This window comes from Rhodocaloribacter sp. (assembly GCF_056451265.1).
In genome coordinates this window covers 1-17,077 of the sequence record NZ_JBWOPL010000108.1, presented here as the reverse complement: position 1 = coordinate 17,077, position 17,077 = coordinate 1, and the positions used below count along the sequence as shown (strand labels likewise).

Annotated in this window: 11 protein-coding genes; 6 read left to right on the top strand and 5 right to left on the bottom strand. The window is 65.2% G+C overall.

Annotated features, from left to right (window positions below; all coding sequences use genetic code 11):
- Position 1 precedes the first annotated feature (1 nt).
- Positions 2 to 910: a M23 family metallopeptidase gene (locus AC1HIY_RS16185; protein ID WP_479577839.1), complete on the bottom strand. Its 909-nt coding sequence runs from the start codon at positions 908 to 910 to the stop codon at positions 2 to 4.
- 167 nt (positions 911 to 1,077) lie between these two features.
- Between AC1HIY_RS16185 and rpsT the strand changes: the two genes are divergently transcribed.
- From rpsT to queG, 3 genes are all read left to right on the top strand, one after another.
- The gene (gene rpsT, locus AC1HIY_RS16180; protein ID WP_479577838.1) at positions 1,078 to 1,332 is read left to right on the top strand and encodes a 30S ribosomal protein S20; all 255 of its coding nucleotides are present in this window, start codon (positions 1,078 to 1,080) and stop codon (positions 1,330 to 1,332) included.
- A gap of 266 nt (positions 1,333 to 1,598) precedes the next feature.
- A complete protein-coding gene (locus tag AC1HIY_RS16175) occupies positions 1,599 to 2,543 on the top strand; it encodes a PKD domain-containing protein (protein WP_479577837.1) in 945 nt (314 codons plus the stop codon).
- A 148-nt stretch (positions 2,544 to 2,691) separates the two neighbouring features.
- Complete coding sequence (gene queG / locus AC1HIY_RS16170) at positions 2,692 to 3,663, top strand: tRNA epoxyqueuosine(34) reductase QueG (RefSeq protein WP_479577836.1); 972 nt, start codon at positions 2,692 to 2,694, stop codon at positions 3,661 to 3,663.
- A gap of 209 nt (positions 3,664 to 3,872) precedes the next feature.
- Here the strand turns inward: queG and AC1HIY_RS16165 are convergent, their stop codons facing one another.
- Positions 3,873 to 4,466 carry a hypothetical protein gene (locus AC1HIY_RS16165; protein ID WP_479577835.1) on the bottom strand — a complete coding sequence of 198 codons (594 nt, stop codon included), beginning with the start codon at positions 4,464 to 4,466 and terminating at the stop codon, positions 3,873 to 3,875.
- A 490-nt stretch (positions 4,467 to 4,956) separates the two neighbouring features.
- On the opposite strand from AC1HIY_RS16165, the gene AC1HIY_RS16160 reads away from it, so the two are divergent.
- Together AC1HIY_RS16160 and AC1HIY_RS16155 are read left to right on the top strand one after the other, a co-directional pair.
- The gene (locus tag AC1HIY_RS16160) at positions 4,957 to 7,290 is read left to right on the top strand and encodes a S8 family peptidase (RefSeq protein WP_479577834.1); all 2,334 of its coding nucleotides are present in this window, start codon (positions 4,957 to 4,959) and stop codon (positions 7,288 to 7,290) included.
- A 23-nt stretch (positions 7,291 to 7,313) separates the two neighbouring features.
- Positions 7,314 to 8,390, top strand: coding sequence for a hypothetical protein (locus AC1HIY_RS16155; RefSeq protein WP_479577833.1), 1,077 nt, complete (start codon positions 7,314 to 7,316; stop codon positions 8,388 to 8,390).
- 27 nt (positions 8,391 to 8,417) lie between these two features.
- Here the strand turns inward: AC1HIY_RS16155 and AC1HIY_RS16150 are convergent, their stop codons facing one another.
- Positions 8,418 to 11,147, bottom strand: coding sequence for a PAS domain-containing sensor histidine kinase (locus AC1HIY_RS16150; protein ID WP_479577832.1), 2,730 nt, complete (start codon positions 11,145 to 11,147; stop codon positions 8,418 to 8,420).
- A gap of 243 nt (positions 11,148 to 11,390) precedes the next feature.
- On the opposite strand from AC1HIY_RS16150, the gene AC1HIY_RS16145 reads away from it, so the two are divergent.
- Positions 11,391 to 12,215 carry a PP2C family protein-serine/threonine phosphatase gene (locus AC1HIY_RS16145; protein WP_479577831.1) on the top strand — a complete coding sequence of 275 codons (825 nt, stop codon included), beginning with the start codon at positions 11,391 to 11,393 and terminating at the stop codon, positions 12,213 to 12,215.
- On the opposite strand, the gene AC1HIY_RS16140 is transcribed toward AC1HIY_RS16145, so the two are convergent.
- Positions 12,212 to 13,642 (bottom strand): Swt1 family HEPN domain-containing protein, encoded by a 1,431-nt coding sequence (locus tag AC1HIY_RS16140; RefSeq protein ID WP_479577830.1) that lies wholly within the window; start codon positions 13,640 to 13,642, stop codon positions 12,212 to 12,214. The two genes, AC1HIY_RS16145 and AC1HIY_RS16140, sit on opposite strands and share 4 nt — an antisense overlap.
- 74 nt (positions 13,643 to 13,716) lie before the next feature.
- Positions 13,717 to 17,077, bottom strand: a 3,361-nt coding sequence (locus tag AC1HIY_RS16135; protein WP_479577829.1) for an FtsW/RodA/SpoVE family cell cycle protein, incomplete at its 5' end; no start/stop codon positions are given.

Genomic DNA, 17,077 nt, shown 5'->3' with positions numbered 1-17,077 from the left:
CTCAGAGCCCGAGAAAATAGAGCCGGGGATCCTGAGCCAGCCCGTTGTGCCACAGTTCAAAGTGCAGGTGCGGCCCGGTGGTGATCTCGCCGGAGTTGCCGCTGAGCGCGATGGCCTCACGGTCGCGCACCCGGTCGCCGACGCGTTTGAGCAGGCGCTGGTTGTGCTTGTAGACGGAGACGTAGCCGTCGGCGTGCTGAATCGCCAGGGTGAAGCCGCCTTCGTGCGTCCAGTCGGCAAAGATCACGTGTCCATCGCCGACGGCGCGCACCACGCTGCCCTCTTCTACGGCGAGGTCGATGGCATAGTGCCCGGTGCGAGCGTCGAAGCCGCGGGTGAGGAAGCCGTTCACGGGCGGCAGCACGGGAAAGCGAAGGCGGGTCAGGTAACGCTCGCCTGCCGTGGAGACGGGCGTCACCGGCGGCGTCTCGGCGGCGGGGAGGCGTTCGAGGGAGAGGGCGGGCTGCTCGTGGTCGGACCAATCCTCGGAGAGCGGGTCGGCGGCCACCTCGGCCAGTTCGCCCGAGACGGCGAGCGTCGGCTCGGGCGCTCGCTCGCCGCCGACCAGCGAAGAGTCGATCTGCCCCAGCATCAAGTTCCGAAGCTGCCTCATGTATTGCTGCTGCATGGCCAGCGAATCCTGCATGGCCGCCAGGCGGAGCGCATTGAGCCGGGCGCTCCGCTGCATCTCGGCGGTGCCGTAGCCGGGGATCCACTCGCGCAACGGCGTGAAGATCACGAGCGAGAGCAGCGCCAGCGCCAGCGCCAGCGCCGTGCCCGTCCACCACATCAGCAGGCGCTTCGGGCGCACCCGGTAGGGGCGCGGCTGCTCCATGCCCTCCTCATCCATCACGAGGACGGTGTACGTGCTATTCGGATCGCGTGTGAATTCGGTCAAAAAGGAGAACATGTCGGCGCAGGCGAAGTAGGGGACGTCCTGCGCGCTCAACGAGGCCGCGCCGACGCGGGTTCCACGCCCGCTCACACGGAAAAAGCCATGCTTGACTTTCGCCCAAAGGCAACGTACCTTGTGTGGCTTTGCGCACGATCATGACGAAAGACTTTACCTGAACACCCATGCCACAGCATAAATCCGCCCTCAAGCGCGTTCGGCAAAACGAGAAACGACGGGCCCGCAACCGGTTCCACCGGGCCAAAATGCGCACGATGATCAAAAAGCTCCGCGCCACGACCGACAAACAGGAGGCGACGGCACGCTTGAATGAAGTGAAGGCGTACCTCGACCGCCTCGCCGCCTTCGGCATCATTCATCGAAACACGGCCGCCAATTACAAAAGCACCCTCGAAAAACGGGTCAACGCGCTCGACTGAACCGGCCGGTTCGCCCCCCAGAGCGTCAGCCTGTCTCCCCCCGGAGGCAGGCTTTTCTTATTTCCCCGGCCCTTCCCCGAAAGAAGCGCTTTTCCCCCAGGAGGCGCGCATCATCCTTCAGAAAATGCGGCAAGATTGTTTATCTTTCGTGAAATGATGAGTTTGTTACTCCCCTTATACTATCTTCCCGGTGCCATCCCTTCGCGGAAGAACCCCACTCCCACTGCAACAACGACCTTTCCCTTCCAGATCAAACCCAGTTCGACATGAAAAAGCACCCTCGTTTCCCGTTTCTCCTCACAGCCCTGTTTGCGGTGACCACCCTCGGCATGATCGGCTGTCGCAGCGTCCCCGTCGAGGTGCTCTCCATCTCGGCGCCGGACAGCCTTCAGACCCATGAGACGGGCACGTTCTCGGCGACCATCAACGAGGACGCCAAGCAGCCCGTAACCACGACGTGGAACTTCGGGGACAACACGACGGCGGAAGGAACCTCGGCCACCCATGCCTACGACGCGCCCGGCTCCTACACGGTCACGTTCACGGCGACGAACCGCGGTGTAAAATCAACCGACTCCAAACAGGCCAACGTGGTCGTCTACAACCCGCCCGTACCGGCGCAAATCGCCTCTATCTCGGCGGACAACATGAACCCGGACACGCGCACGGCGGTGCGTTTCCAGGCCGGCGTGACCGGCGACATGCCCATCTCCTATCGCTGGGACTTCGGCGACGGCGCCACGAGCACACAGGCCGCTCCGACCCACACCTTCAGCAATCCCGGCACGTACACCGTCACGCTGAACGCGTCGAACGACGCCGGCTCGGACTCGCGCACGCTGACGATCACCGTCCGCCTCTACGAAGCGGCCATCTGCCGGGAAGTGACGGAGATGAATGCGGCCTTCTTCGAGCGCAACAGCAGCGTGCTCACCGACGAGGCGCGGGCCGCGCTTCAGGACAACCTGGAGATCCTCAACGAGTGCCCGAACCTGAACGCCCGCATCGAAGGATGGGCCGCGCCGGGTGAGCGCCGCGCCCAGCAGCTTTCCACCGACCGCGCCCATGCCGTCGAGCAGTTCTACACGCAGGGCGGCGTGGCCGCCAGCCGCCTGACCGCCGAGGGCCACGGACGCGTCACCGGCGTGACGAGCAAGAAGGAAGGCACGAGCCAGTACCGCCGCGCCGACACCGTCCCGGTCCGCAACTGAGCGCCTCCGAGGCTCTTTTCCCTTAAGGAACGAGCGGGTCTGCCTTCGGGCGGACCCGCTTTTTTCGTGACCCGCGCGTCCCGATGAACCTCCACGCATCCCGCCGCGTTCGCCCGGGTATCCTCCACCTCCCCCACGCCCCGCCGCCATGCCCGGCTTCGACGCACATGCTCAGGAAAAGCTCGCCCGCGCGCTCAAGGCCGAAGCCGCCCGGCTCGGCTTCGACGCGTGCGGCATCTCGAAGGCCGAGCGGCTCGACGAGGAGGCCCGCCGCCTCGAAGCGTGGCTCGCGCGCGGCCGTCACGGCACGATGGGATGGATGGCGCGCAACTTCGACAAACGCGTCGATCCGCGCGCGCTCGTCGAGGGGGCGCAGTCGGTCGTCTCCGTGCTCCACAACTATTACCAGCCCGTCGAGCACGCCGGGGGCGAGCGCGTCGGCAAGATCAGCCGGTACGCGTGGGGCGACGACTACCACGAGGTGATGAAGGAGAAGCTCTTCCGCCTCTTCGCCTGGCTCGACGAGCGCCTCGGCGGCGTCTGCGGCCGCGCCTTCGTGGACTCGGCCCCGGTGATGGATAAGGCGTGGGCGCGGCGCGCCGGCCTCGGGTGGATGGGCAAGCACACGAACCTCATCAACCGCTCCCTCGGCTCGTTCTTCTTCCTCGGCGAGCTCATCGTCGACGTCCCGCTGCCGCCCGACGGGCCGATCCCCGACTACTGCGGCGCGTGCACCCGCTGCCTCGACGCCTGCCCCACCGACGCCATCGTGCAGCCGTACGTGGTCGACGCGAACCGGTGCATCTCGTACCTCACCATCGAGCATCGCGGCGACGACATTCCGCAAGCGCTTCAACCCGGCATGGGCACGTGGATCTTCGGGTGCGACGTGTGCCAGGACGTCTGCCCGTGGAACAAGTTCAAGCGCCCGACGGCCGAGCCCCGCTATGCCCCGCGCCCCGGCGTGACGGATACGGAACTGCGCGAGTGGATCGAGCTGGACCTGGAGGAATTCCGCCGCCGCTTTCGCAAGAGCCCGGTCAAGCGCGCCAAGCTCGAAGGGTTCCTCCGGAACGTGCGCATCGCGCTGACGAATGCGGAGGGCGATGCGGAGACGTGACCGCGACAACGTCTCTCCTGCTCACGACGGCTTTAAATGAAGTCATTCCTTATTGAATCGAAATCCCAAATCCATATCGGCAACGTCTCACCATGTCCGATAGTATCTTATTTTTAAGAATCCCAAGAAGACCTCTCTGAGAGGTATAGTGGTAGAGAAGTGTAGGTGGTTTACGAGACAACTCTTTTTCCAAATGATCCATATCGGCTTCACCCCTCAGCGGTTTCGTCTTCGCCCAGGCCCCGGCTGAAACGCTCGATGCGCTCCATGATTTCATCGATGATCCCGCGAAGCGCGCTCAGGTCGGCGGCGCTCATGAAGGGCGCCCATTCCTCGAAGAGCGTCCCGAGGTCGGGGCGGTATGCGTAAATCAGCGTGGCGATGTCGTTTTCGTAAAGCCCGACGCGCGTGAAACTCCCCTGACGATAGAGCGAGGGCAGCGCGTACCCTTTGAGGAGCAACAGACCCTCTACGGAAGCGGTCAGGATGTCTTCTTCGTAAAACGAATGCCGGACGACGTGACGCCTCCGGACGTGCTCAAAGAAGGGATTGTTCGTCAACAGAAAATCGATTTTCAGCCCGGAGAAGGTCCCGCGCGCGAAATATGCGTCCCGTCCCGACACGATGATTTCCGGCAACTTTTCCAGGGCTTCCTCGGCCACAATCAGGTCGATGTCTTCCGTATTCCGGCCTTCCACGTATTGAAGCATGGCGATGCCGCCCACGAGCACGTAATCGATCCCGCGCTCCCGCAAAAGTGAAAAGAGGCGGCTCACCACCTGAGGCAAAGGAACGTCGCTCATTGCATCGTGCGGGACATTTTTGAAATTGAATACGCGGGCCTTTTGGACGACCTCGCCAATGTTGATCTTGCGCCGTATTTCGACTTCGGCCATATGCTTCCTCCCGCATCCGTTCAACCTTTTTATTGTATGCGGACGCCCGGAGAAAGATCTTCCACCGGGATTCGAGTGGCCGAAACGCGCCGGCGAATGCGGAGCGGAGCAAGGAGACGTGACGCGCCCGGTCAGGCGCGCGGGCGGGCGCGCTTCGGACGGGTGCGGGGGATGCGCTCATAAATTGCCCGGTACTAAATACAGGGCACTAACATATCCCTTTACGTTGTTTTTTTTTTTGATTTACATTCTATCGGGTCATATCTCCTACGAGCGCTTCTCCCGATCTCTTCGATTCAAGTATCCGGGCAAGATCACGTTTTGTCGGCACACACCTCTCAATTCAAACTGTTGGAGGAAGAATGCGATGAGAGTATACGTTTTCATACTCGCCTCAATGTTCGTTTTCGGCTTGAATGAGCCTGCTTTCGCTCAAAAACCATTTTACTATGGTAGAGGAAGCCAAAAAGTCTTCCTTGACGTATCACCTGATAAAATCAGTATCAAACTCAAAGATACGTCCTCGCATAGCGACGTAGCCAATCTGTTGACCACCATTGTACCCGTTACCACTATCAATTCCTTGCGCGCCGCGCCGAATTTCTTTATCGGTCAACTAAGCCCGGAAACTTCTCTTGAAGATGTAGGACGCTATGTGGAGACTTTGGATGCAAAGCCGGAAGTGGCTGTCGTAAGTCCGGTATACCTGAACGACGGAATAGAATCTATTCCTTTCGATCAATTCGTGGTGCGATTCGAGCCGTCCGTAACACCGGAGCAAATAGAAAGACTGAACCGGCGTCATCATGTAGAGGTCGTGCGTATCAGTGCAGCGAACCCCCATCGCTATACCTTCCGCATCACGGCGGCTTCGGGTCGATCCGTTCTGGAGATGTCCCAGCTATATTTTGAAAGTTTGCCTGCCGTGTACGCCCTGCCCGACTTCGTGTTACCCATACAGTTGCACGGCAACCCCGGCGATCCATATTTCACCTACCAGTATTACTTCAATCAGGCAAACGACATCGACCTCGATGCGCCGGAAGCGTGGGACGTTACCAAGGGCAGTTCCTCGATCATCGTAGCGGTTATCGATCAAGGGGTTGCGTCCCACGAGGATCTTCCCGCGAGCCGGCTCGTTCCGGGCTTCGACGTTTTTAACTTAACGGGAGGTGCGCCCGGCGGCAACGAAGCGCATGGGATGGCTGCTGCCGGCCTCATAGCCGCCAGTCACAATACGAAAGGAGTAGCCGGAATGGCCCCCAACGTCAAGATCATGCCGGTGCGCATCTTCGATGATGGTGTTGATGACAACATAAATGACAGTGCATCGGGAGACCAGATTGCTGGCGCCATCGAGTTCTCCTGGATGAATGGCGCCCACATTTTGAGCAACAGTTGGGGATTCTTTGATCAATTTGTGGGGGCTGTTTGTAATCAGGACTTCGTTCCACAGGTGCGAGACGCCATAGAAGAGGCCATGAGCCAGGGGCGTTCGGGACTCGGGAGCGTCGTCGTCTTTTCTGCCGGAAACTTCGCTAATCGCAGCATGGGAAATTACAGTTGCGTCACGTTTCCCGCGAACGTCCCCGGCGTCCTCACGGTCGGGGCCGTTGACCGGTCCGGCAACGTTCAAAATTACAGCCCGCGCGACACCGAACTCGACGTCGTCGCGCCCAGCGGCAATCTTGGTGTCGGCAGCACAAGCATCTGCAACGGCCAGGCCCACACCCGGCTTGACCTAGGAGGTGACGTGTGGTCCCTGGACATCGCAGGCTCTCCCGGATACAATCCTGGAAACTATGGCGTCTGCCCGCCGACCAACTATACCGAATACGACTGGCAACCCCCTGCTGGAGAGCCCACGCCCACGAACAATTACACGGCCAACTTCGGCGGCACTTCGGCAGCCTGCCCCCAGGTTTCCGGCATCGCCGCGCTGATGTTGTCCTCTTCGGTAGCTGCGCTGACCGATGATGACGTGGTAAGCACGATCCGGGCAACCGCCGACGACATGGGCGCGAGTGGATTTGACCAGGACTTCGGATATGGTCGCGCCAACGCTTATCAAGCCCTCTATGACCTGCGCATCTCCGGCGCAGACGTGGATGGACCGACCTGTCTCGAACCCAACCAAAGCGGAACGTTTACGGCTGACGTATGGGATGGAATCAAAACCTTGCATTACCAGTGGTACTATTTCAGTTCCTGTGCCGGCGGAGCTGCGCCGAAACCCTATGCCCCCCCCTGCGGAAGTTGGACCGCATACGGTGGAGATCTGGCTTCGATTACGGTGAGCAACGATCAGGATTTCCAACTCAAGGTCGAAGTCACCGATGCAACCGGGACGATGGCGACCTCCGGCGCCTTTTACGTCGCGATCGATCCCTATAACGGCTGCAATCTGGCTCCGGCCGGCAAAACGAACCAGACGCAGATCACCCGCAAGACAAACTCTTCATTTCCGGCGGAATACGCACTGTTTCAGAACTATCCCAATCCCTTCAACCCTTCTACGGAGATCCGATTCGCCTTGCCGGAAGCAGGACCGGTATCGCTCGTCGTTTACGACGTGACGGGACGAGAGGTAACGCGTCTGGTGGAAGGCTTCCTCGAAGCGGGTTTTCACGGCGTCGTGTGGGAGGCTTCGACCCTGTCCAGCGGGCTCTACCTTTACCGGCTCACGGCAGGGAACTTTACCGCCACGCGCCGCATGATGCTGTTGAAATAGAGAAAGGTTGGAGGAAAAGCTCCATGACGTTACGCCTGTGTCTGCCGCTCGCCGCGCTGTGCCTCTTCGCCGCCGGATGCGATCTCTTCGGCTCCGACGCGCCTTCGTCCGACGGCTTCTATCTCTACACCGGCAACTGGAGCCGGGACGAGGTCTTCGTCATCGACACGAACACGAACGAGGTCGTGCGTACATTGAGGGGCTTCGGCAGCGTCTGGACGCACACCGTCTCTCACGACGGACGCACGCTCTATGTGGGCACACGGAAAGCAATCGTTGCCAGAGATGCCGAAGGGCGGATTCTTCCTCCGGGCCCGGCGGAAGTCGTCGGAGGGCTCTATGCCGTCGATACCCGCTCGTGGCGCATCAGGAAGCTGCTCGACCGCCCCGTGAACGTCTTCCCCGGACCGCCGGGGCTCGTCGCCTTCGTCGAACACACGTTTCAAGAGCCGGGCCAACCCGTCGGCCTGATCGACACGCGCACCAACACGATTACCTTCCTCGACACCCTGGACATTGCCGAAGCCGGAACGTCGGGTCTGAGTCGTCAAGGGCTCGTGTTTCACCCTTCGCAACCGATCTTCTATACCAAGGACACCGAGAAGCGAATCTTTGCCTACGACTATGAGCGGCGCGCGGTTGTGCGCACCTACGCGAGTACGGGCTCTCTACGCAACAATATGGCGATCTCTCAGGACGGGAGGCGCCTGTACGTGGCCGGGGGCCCGGTGCTCGACCTGGAGCGGGACTCGGTCGTGGCCTGGGTCGGGGGGAATATACGAGGTTCGCTCGGGCTGAGCCCCTCCGGCGACACCCTCTACGTCTCGGACCCCGGCACTCATCTGAACATAGAGGTTATTCCCAGCTTGAAGTTATTCCTTTTTGATACACGCACCAATTCTTACATGGGAACCCTTGACGTTGGGGTGACGGCAGAATTTGCGCTCACACCCGATGGACATACGGCCTATGTATCAGGTTTTGTTACCGGCGTGTTCATAGTAGACCTGGTTTTGGGTAAGGTCTCAGGCATGATCGAACCTGGTCAAACCGATGTAATTACCTACACCGTGCCGTTGACCTTGGGACCGAAGCCCTGATCACCGTCTCCGACGTGACGCGCCCGGTCAGGCGCGCGGGCGGGCGCGCTTCGGACGGGTGCGGGACGTGGTGCGATGCGCGGCGGGGAGGTAGACGCGGAACGTCGTGCCCCGGCCTTTCTCGCTCTCCACCTCGATGCGCCCGCCGAGCAGATCGAGCAGGCGTTTGACGAGCGCGAGGCCGAGGCCGGCGCCTTCGAAACGGCGGCTGCGCCAGTCGTCCTCCTGCGAGAACGGTGTGAAGAGGCGTTGCACGTACGCCTCGGCCATGCCGACGCCGGTGTCGCGCACCTCGACGAGCACCTCGTGCTCCTGCCGCCGCGTCCGTACGGACACACGGCCCGATTCGGTGAACTTGATCGCGTTGGACAGCAAGTTCGAGAACACCTGTTCGATGCGTCGGGGATCGCCCACCACCACCGGGTTGACCGGGTCGAAGTCGCAGGAGAGCGTGAGCTTTTTCCGCTCCAGCTCGGGCGCGATCTTGTCGAGGACGGGACGCAGAAGGGCGTGGAGGTTGAGCGGCGCCCGCTGCACCGTAACCGCGCCCATCTCGACGTTCGAGAGGTCGAAGAGGTCGTTGACGAGCGTGAGCATGTGCTGGGCGCGGTCCCGGATGGCCTCGACGAACTCGTGGACCTGCGGCGGCAGCGGCGCCTCGCACTCCTCGAGCTCGGAGGCGAGCAGTTCGGCGAAGCCTCTCACGGCGCCGAGGGGCGTGCGGATCTCGTGGCTCATCGTGGCGATGAACGCCGTCTTGAGCCGGTTCGAAGCTTCAGCCTCCTGTTTGGCCTGAAGCAGCACCTCCTCGGCGGTCTTTTGCTCGGTCACGTCGGCGATGATGCCGCTGACGGCGACGCGCCCGGCGTCGTCGCGGTGGGGCGTGGCGTGCTCGCGGAGCCAGCGCGTCGAACCGTCGGGGCGGCGCACACGGTACACGACGCGGTGCTCGCGCCCGCTCCGGAGCGCCTCGTCGTGCGCGCGGACGAGCGCGTGATCGGCCGGGTGCACGAGGTCGTCGAGCCAGCGGAGGGCCGAAGGGCCGCGTTCGAGAAGCGCCTCCGGCGCGTGGCCGACGAGCGTCTCGAACTGATGCGTGGCGAAGAGGTAGTGCCGCTCGCCGTCTTCGGCGAAGGTGAAGTGGAAGAGCCCGTCGTCGATGGCGGCGACGGTCTGGCGATAGCGGTTGCCGACCTGCACCCACGCCCACAACGTCTCGAAAACGCCGACGAGGTGATCGATCAGGCTGCGTTCGGCGTGGTTCCACGGAGGCTCCGTCCCTTCCCCGACGCGCTCGAAGAGGGCGAAGCCGCCCAGCCTTTCACCGTCATGGAAAAGCGACCACAGCGCTTCGGAAGCGCCGGTGAGGGCCAGCAGCGGGCGCGCCGCCGCCGCCTCGCCGCAGGCGTGGACGTGCCGCCGGTCCGAGGCCTCGAGCGTGCGGAGCGCGGGGAAGTCGTCGTGCCGGAGGTGCAGCGCATCGGTTCGAGCCGTCGCGCGCACCCACACGGCGCGGCTCTCACACAGGGCATCGACCGGGTTGTGAAGGAGCAGGTGCACCCGGTCGGCTCGGGCGACCTCGCCGAGGATGCGGGCCGCCTCCCTCAAGAACCGGTTTTCGTCCGGGTGGGCAAGCGCGGCGGACCGCAGGTCGCCCTCGGCTTTCCCGTAGCGATCCCGGAGCGCCAGTTCCTCCTCGCGCCGGCGCTCGCGCGTCACGTCCTCGATCATCAGCACCCCGCCGACGACGACGCGGCCCGGCAAAAAAATCGGCGAGCCATGCACGACGAGACGGCGCGCCTCCGCCTCGGAGCGGCGCTCGAAGGCGGCCTCCACGCCGCGAAAAGCCTTTCCCTTTTCGAGCACGTCCCGCACCGGCCCGTGAATCCCGAGGTCGAGGCCGGGAATCTCGAAGATGTTCAGCCCGATCCACGCATCCTCCACCCCTTCGCCCACGATCTGCCGGAACGGATGGTTCTCGAAAGTGATCATCCCCTCGGCGTCGAGATGAAGCATCCCGATGGGGCTCTGTTCGAGGAACGCGCGATAGAGCGACTCGCTCTGAAAGAGCGCCTCCTCCACTTCCATCCGTTCGGTCACGTCGAAGACGACGCCTTCGAGCTCGGCTCCGACGCTATCGGACGCCCGAAAAAGATGGATCTCGGCCACGCGAAGCGTCCCGCTCCGGGTCCGAAAAGGCGTCCGCACCGAGGCGTGTCCGTCCGAGAGGGCCTTCTCGAACGTCTCCGTGAGCCGCTCCTGATTTTCCGCAAGGACGACCTCATGCAAGAACGCGCGTCCGGTCATCTCCTCCGGCGTATAGCCGGTCATGCGCCGCGCCTCCGCGTTGGCATAGCGCACCGTGCCGTCGGCCCGCATCCGGAGTGCGAGGACGGGCATGTGCTCGACGAGGGTCCTGAAGTGCGGAGCATCCTCAGACGCCGTCTCCTCCTCGGGATAGCCGACGAGGATCCACCCCGCCGCCCGTCCGCTCCTCAGCCCCAGCAACAACAACCCCCCGGGTTTGACGGGCAACAGGCGCGGCGCCTCCGGCGGCAGTTCGCCGAGCATGCCGACGATCTCGCCCGGCAGACGCTCCCCCCTTTGCCAGCCCCACAGCGACGCGCCCAGCGGGTTGATCCGCACACACACGCCGTGACCGTCCACTTCGGCTACGGCCACGTCGGCGCGATCCGGAAGGTGCGGCAAGATTTGCGCGCCGTAGGCAGAGATGAGTTTCCATTCGGGAAGGGACATCGGACAATAAACGCGGTTTCGGCGGAAACGAGAGAGAAGAGCGGGACGCCTCTCGGCCGCGGCAAATAAGGGGCCAAATCGTGTTTTCCCCCGATTCGGTGCGCTTCTTCGCCCTTCGAAGCCGACGTTCCGAACGTCATCATCGGCCGTCCGGGGGCGCGGCCGCCGCGCACGGTAATTCGAAGCCCGGGGTTGCCCACCGCCGACGGATGATTTACCTTGCGGAAATTGATTCGCCCCCTCATGAACCTCCCTCTCCTCATACGGCTCGGCGCTCAGACCGACACCGGGCGGAGGCGCGCGCACAACGAAGACCGCTTCGCCGTCGGGACCGACCTTCCGGCGGGTTCGTGGGATGTTCTTCCCGAAGACGCTTTTCCCGTCGGCCCGCTCGGGGTCGTGCTCATGGTCGCCGACGGCATGGGCGGCATGCGGGCGGGCGAGCACGCCTCGAAGATCGCCGTCGAGGCCGTCCGGGCCCTCTTCTCGGACCTCTCCACGCTTCCCGCTTCCGACGAGGCCGCGCTCGAGTACGTGAAGGAGGCCCTCATGACGGCGCACCGGGCCGTCGCCGACGACGCCGTGCGGAACCCCCGACGCGTGGGCATGGGCACGACGGCCGTCCTGGCATGGATCATCGCCGACGGGATCTTCCTGGCATGGAGCGGCGACAGCCGGGGCTACCTCTTCACCCCCGCCGGAGAGCTCGACCTGCTCACGTCCGACCACTCGCTCGTGTGGGAACTCGTGAAGCTCGGCCACCTGACGCCGGAAGAAGCGCGCCGCCATCCCGAGAGCAACCTCATCACGCAGAGCCTCGGCGACGACTTCCATCGCCCCGCGCCCGACGTCGCGCAGGCGCGGCTGACGCCGGGTTGCCGTCTGCTCCTGTGCAGCGACGGTCTCAACGGCATGCTCTCCGACGACGAGATCCGGCAGCTCCTCTCCACCGACGCGCCGCCGCAACAGACGTGCGCCCTGCTGATCGACGCCGCCAACGAAGCCGGCGGTCTGGACAACATCACCGTCGCCCTCCTCGACGTGGTCGCGGCCGGAGAGCGCGCCTAACGCCGCCTCGCCCCGGAGCGGGAGCCCGAGCGGGACCGCCCGCCGGAACGCCCGGTGGTGAAACGCAGACTCGCCTTGCCGAGGTAGATGAGGTCGCCGTCCTGAAGCGCGACGGGTTGTCGCCGCACCTGAAACGGGACGAGGAACCCTTTTCGCACCACCGACGTGCCGCACGTGCTCTGTTCGTCGTAGAGGCGAAAGACGGCGGCGGCCTCGTCGTACGCGATGCGGGCGTGCACGCGGGAGATGGTGGCGTGGATGTGCTGTTCGTCCTCGTCGAGGCGGGGATCCTCATAGTCGAGGAAGGCAACCGTATTGCGCCAGACGATGCGCCCCCGCTCGTCGGTGACTTCGGCCTGCCGCCCGAGGGTGACCGGCGCGCCGCTTCGGATCAGGTACTCCTCTTTCGAGGCCCGCCCCGCGATCACTTTCAGCGTGGCCGTCGCCGCCGCCCGCCGCTGATGCCATTCGACGTGGTACGGATGCTCTTCGAACCGATCCTTGAGCTTTTGCGGGGGCGCGCCATGGAACTTCCACCGCACGTGCAGGCTGCCCGGTGCGGGGATGCGGGCGTCGGCGAGGCGACGAAGCACGGCCGCAGCGAAAGGCTCGCGCTGCCCGCCGAGCGCCGTCTCGAAGCGTTGCCGCGCGGCCTCGTCCGGGGCGAGCACGTGGAGCGTCAGCCCGTGGAACGGAAACGACCGGCGGTACGGCTCGGCGGCGTGCTCGATCTCGTCGAGGAGGCTCCGGCGCAGTTCGAGCGGCTCGGAGGGAGGCTTTTTTCGGAAAAGGACGCGGAGCTTCCGAAGCCCCTTTTCCCATAGCGGATCGACCGCGTCGTCTTCCCCGGCTGAGGCCGCCTCGTCGTGCGCGCGTTTGAGCCGTTCGATGGAGGCCTGCGCCTGCCGCATCCACTCGGCGTCGGCCTCGGACGCGCCGGGGGCGAGGAGCCTTTCCCGAAGCTCGATCTGCATCAACTCCAGCACATGCGGCTCCAGCCGGGCGGCCTCCGGGTCGGCCCCGACGGCGCGCAAAAGCAGGATCGCCGTCTCCAGCGTGCGGCGGGTCTCCTCGAGGGAGAGCGCGCCCTGATGCGCCCATCGCTTTCGGATCTCGCGCAAGAGGCTCACCCGGCTCCGTCCCTCGTGCCCGATCTCGCGGAAGACCTGGTGAAACTTCGCATACATGAGCGTGAGCAGGTCGCTCGTGTCCCACGTCTCGACCGGCTTGTTGTGCAATGCCGCCCGTGCCTCGCGCATCCACCGTTCGCCGTAGACGAGCCGCATCTCGCGCTCGATGTACGGATGAAGCACCCGGTGGAGCACGTCGAGCGCATCGCCGACGCGGGCCCGGTACGAGAGCTGTTCGTTCACGGAGGTCATGGCGCACACGTTCGAGGATGCGTGGTTCGAGGATTCGTCAGGCAAAGGTTCGGAAAAGGCGTTCCTCAAGCCCGGCGAGCGGGTCGGCAGGGACTCCGTCTCTCTTTTAAGCCGCTTCTTCATCGAGGTTCGTCACGGGGGATGAGGCCGAGGTCGGCGGCGGCTTCGGCGACGGCGCCGGCGAGGGGGGCCGCCACGGCGCCGCCCGCGCCGCCGTTCTCGACGAGCACCGCCACGGCGATCTGTGGGCCGCCCGGCTCATCGGGCCTATGGTATGGCGCGAAGCCGGTGAACCAGGCATGGTTCAGGGTCACGCGGACCCGTTGGCCGTCGCGCCGCACCCAGGCCTTCTCCTCGGCGGTGCCCGTCTTTCCCGCCATCGGCACCGAGAGGTTGCGGAGGCGGTGGCCGGTCCCCTCGCGGTCGGTGACGACGCGGCGCATGAAGGCGGCGAGCATGCGTGCGTCGGGAGGCAGCAGCACGTATCGCACGGGCCGCCGGTCGCCCTTCGGATAGCGGACCCACCGCACCTCCGGAAGCGCGCCGCCGTTGGCGACGACCGCCGCGACCCGCGCCGCTTCGAGCGGGCTGCCCGTCACCGGTCCCTGCCCGAAACCGGCCTGCCGCAGGTTGTCCGGCGTCCGGAGGAGGGCGCGCTTCTGCCGCCGCGTGAGCGACGGGCCGCCGAGGCCGAAGCCGAAAAGCTCCATCGTGGCCAGGAGCGAATCCGCGCCGACGACCTCGCGGGCAAGGTTGGCGAAGTAGACGTTCGACGAGGCGACGAGGCCTCGCGCCATGTCCACGCTGCCGGTCGGTTCGTGGCGGCGGGCATAGCGGTCGCGCGCGTGCACGGTATGCGTCCAATGGACGGCGTCCCGGTCTTTGCGCAGCGCGGCGATGGCCGTGACGAGTTTGAACGTGGAGCCGGGCGGCTTCGCGCCCTTCCCGAAGCCCCGGTCGAAGAGGTCGGCGTCGGCATGGGCGGCGGCGGGATCGGTGAAGGCGGCGCGGGGCAGGGGATGCGTGACGGAGGCGAGCACGTCGCCCGTGGCGGCGTCGAGGACGACGACGGAGGCCACCTTCCCTTCCGGCGCGCGCTCCTCCAGCAGCTCGGCCACCCGCGCCTGAAGCCGAACGTCGATGGTCAGGTACAGGTCGCGGTTCCGGCGGAGGAGCGCGCGCGCCGCGCCGCTCTTCGTCCCGTACCGCACGAGCGAGATGAGCTCCCCATAATCATACCGCACGAGGGGCTCCGCCGCGCCCGCGCGCGTGCGCCGTTTCTCGACGGGCCGGGGATGATTGTCATAACCTCGGAGGTGCGAGAGGTACCGGTTCTCGGCATAAAGGCTGTTCTTCGCCCCCCACTTCACGCGCGTGCGAACGTCGCCGAGGAGATAGAACGTAAAGGCCTCGAACGGATAATGGCGCGCATCCGTCGGGTTCATCCGGCCCACGTCCACGCCCAGCTGCTCGTACACCGTACGGAAGCGCTCGACCTCCTCCCACCGGCTCGTGGCGAGCGGGATGCCGTTGCGGTCGTAGATGGTGCCGCGCGTGAGTGCGTGTCGGGCGTCGAGGATGCGGGGGTTGTAGACGTAGGCCCGCCCGCCGTCGCCCCGGACGACGAGCGCCGGCCTGACGGCCCACGCGTCGGCGCGCATCGTCTGGAGGTACCCGGCACGGGCCGCGAGCCCGCCGAAGAGCACGAGCGCCGCCGCCGTCACGCGACGCACGGGCCGCCGGAAATGGCGGTTCTGCGCCTCGCACTGCACTTCCGAGGCTGGGTGCGCCGAGAGGCTCATGAGCATCCCGAGCATCACGAAATGCGCCGCCATCGACGATTTCCCGAAACTCAGGAAAGGCGTGACGACGCCCGAGAGCGGAAGCACGCCGAAGGCGCCCCCGGCAATGAGGAACACCTGAAAGAAGAGGAGGAGCGCCACGCTGAGGCCGAGGAAGAGGCTGTACACGCCCCGCGCGCGGAGGGCGATGTAAAAGGCGCGATAGACGAGGAGGGCATAGAGCGCGAAGACGACGACGAGCCCGATCAGCCCGATCTCTTCGCCGAGGGCGGGCAACGCCATGTCGGTATGCGCCGCCGGGATGTAGCCCGGATGCCCGAGGCCGATGCCCTGCCCCGTGAGGCCGCCCGTGGCCATGGCCCAGAAGGCATGCGCAAGGTGATCGCCGCCCCGCGCGAAGTTTTCCCACGGCGAGAGGAGCATCTCGATGCGCTCGGCCACCATCGGCACGGCGCGCGTGCGGAAGGTGTACCAGAAGACACCCGCGAGGGCCGCGAAGCCCAGACCCACGGCCGGCCACCGGTCGCGCGCGATGCCGTAGAGCACGAGGAACGTGCAGGCAACGACAAGCGCCGGTCCCATGTCGCGCAGGGCGAAAAAGACGAGCACCGCCCCGAAGATGCCGACGACGACGGGCAGCGCATCGCGCACGCGCGGGAGGTTGAGCCGATGGAGCGCGCGCGGCAGTCCGTTGCGCTGTTTGAGTTCGCGGAGAAACTCCCAGTGCCGCGCGAAATAGCCCGCGAGGAAGAGCACGAGGGTCAGCTTGATGAGCGCCACCGGCTGCACGCTGCCGAAGAGCGGGAGCACGAGGTTCACCCGGGCGTCGCTGCCGGTGGGACCGGAGCCGAAGAGGAAGAGCATCAGCGCCGTGGCCACGCCGAGGCCGAGCCAGGAGAAGGTCCGTTGCCGCCACCCCTTGTGCTGAAAATCGAACCCGCTGACGAGGCCCAGGAGCGCGCCGCCGACCCCGATCCCGGTCACGAACCCTTCGGCCCGCATCAGGTCGCGGAGGGGGTCCTGAAGGCTGAACATGAGCATCAGCGCCAGCCCCGTGAGCAGATGCGCCACCGGCAGGAGCACGGCGTCGCCCGCGAAGCGGCGGAAAAACCAGAAGAGGTGCAGGCCATAGAAAACGGCGAAGTAGACCAAGGCCAGTCCCCAGAAGCGCCGGGTGTACGTCGCCGGGTCGCGCACGACGAGGCGCGGCTTGACGCGCTGAAGGGCGGCGGCGCTCTCGAAGAGGGGGATGCGGTGCTCGCTCGCTTCGAAGCGGGCGCGCGTGTTTCCGTCGAGGCGCGGGAAGATGGCGGGTGTGAAGGCGTGGTACTGCGCCACGGGCCGCACCACGAGGCTGTCGCCCCGGCTGAAGCCGACCAGGCGGAACCGACCGTCTGCGTCCGTTCGTGTCTCGGCGGTGCGGTTGCCGCGCGCCGTCACCGTCACGCCCGCCATCGGCCGGCCCGCCGCGTCGCGGACGCGCCCCTCGACGCGGAGCGTGCCCGTGGCGGCAAAGACCGTCGTGGTCGTGTCGTGTCGCACGCGGCCGTCGGGCGTCAGGCCGAGGCGCTCGCGGCTTCGCGCCAGTCGCGCGCGGAAGGCCCGGCCGCCGCGTTCGGCCTCCCGGGCAGGCACGGCGAGCGCGCTCGTGTTCAGAAAGCCCACGTTGGGCAGCGCG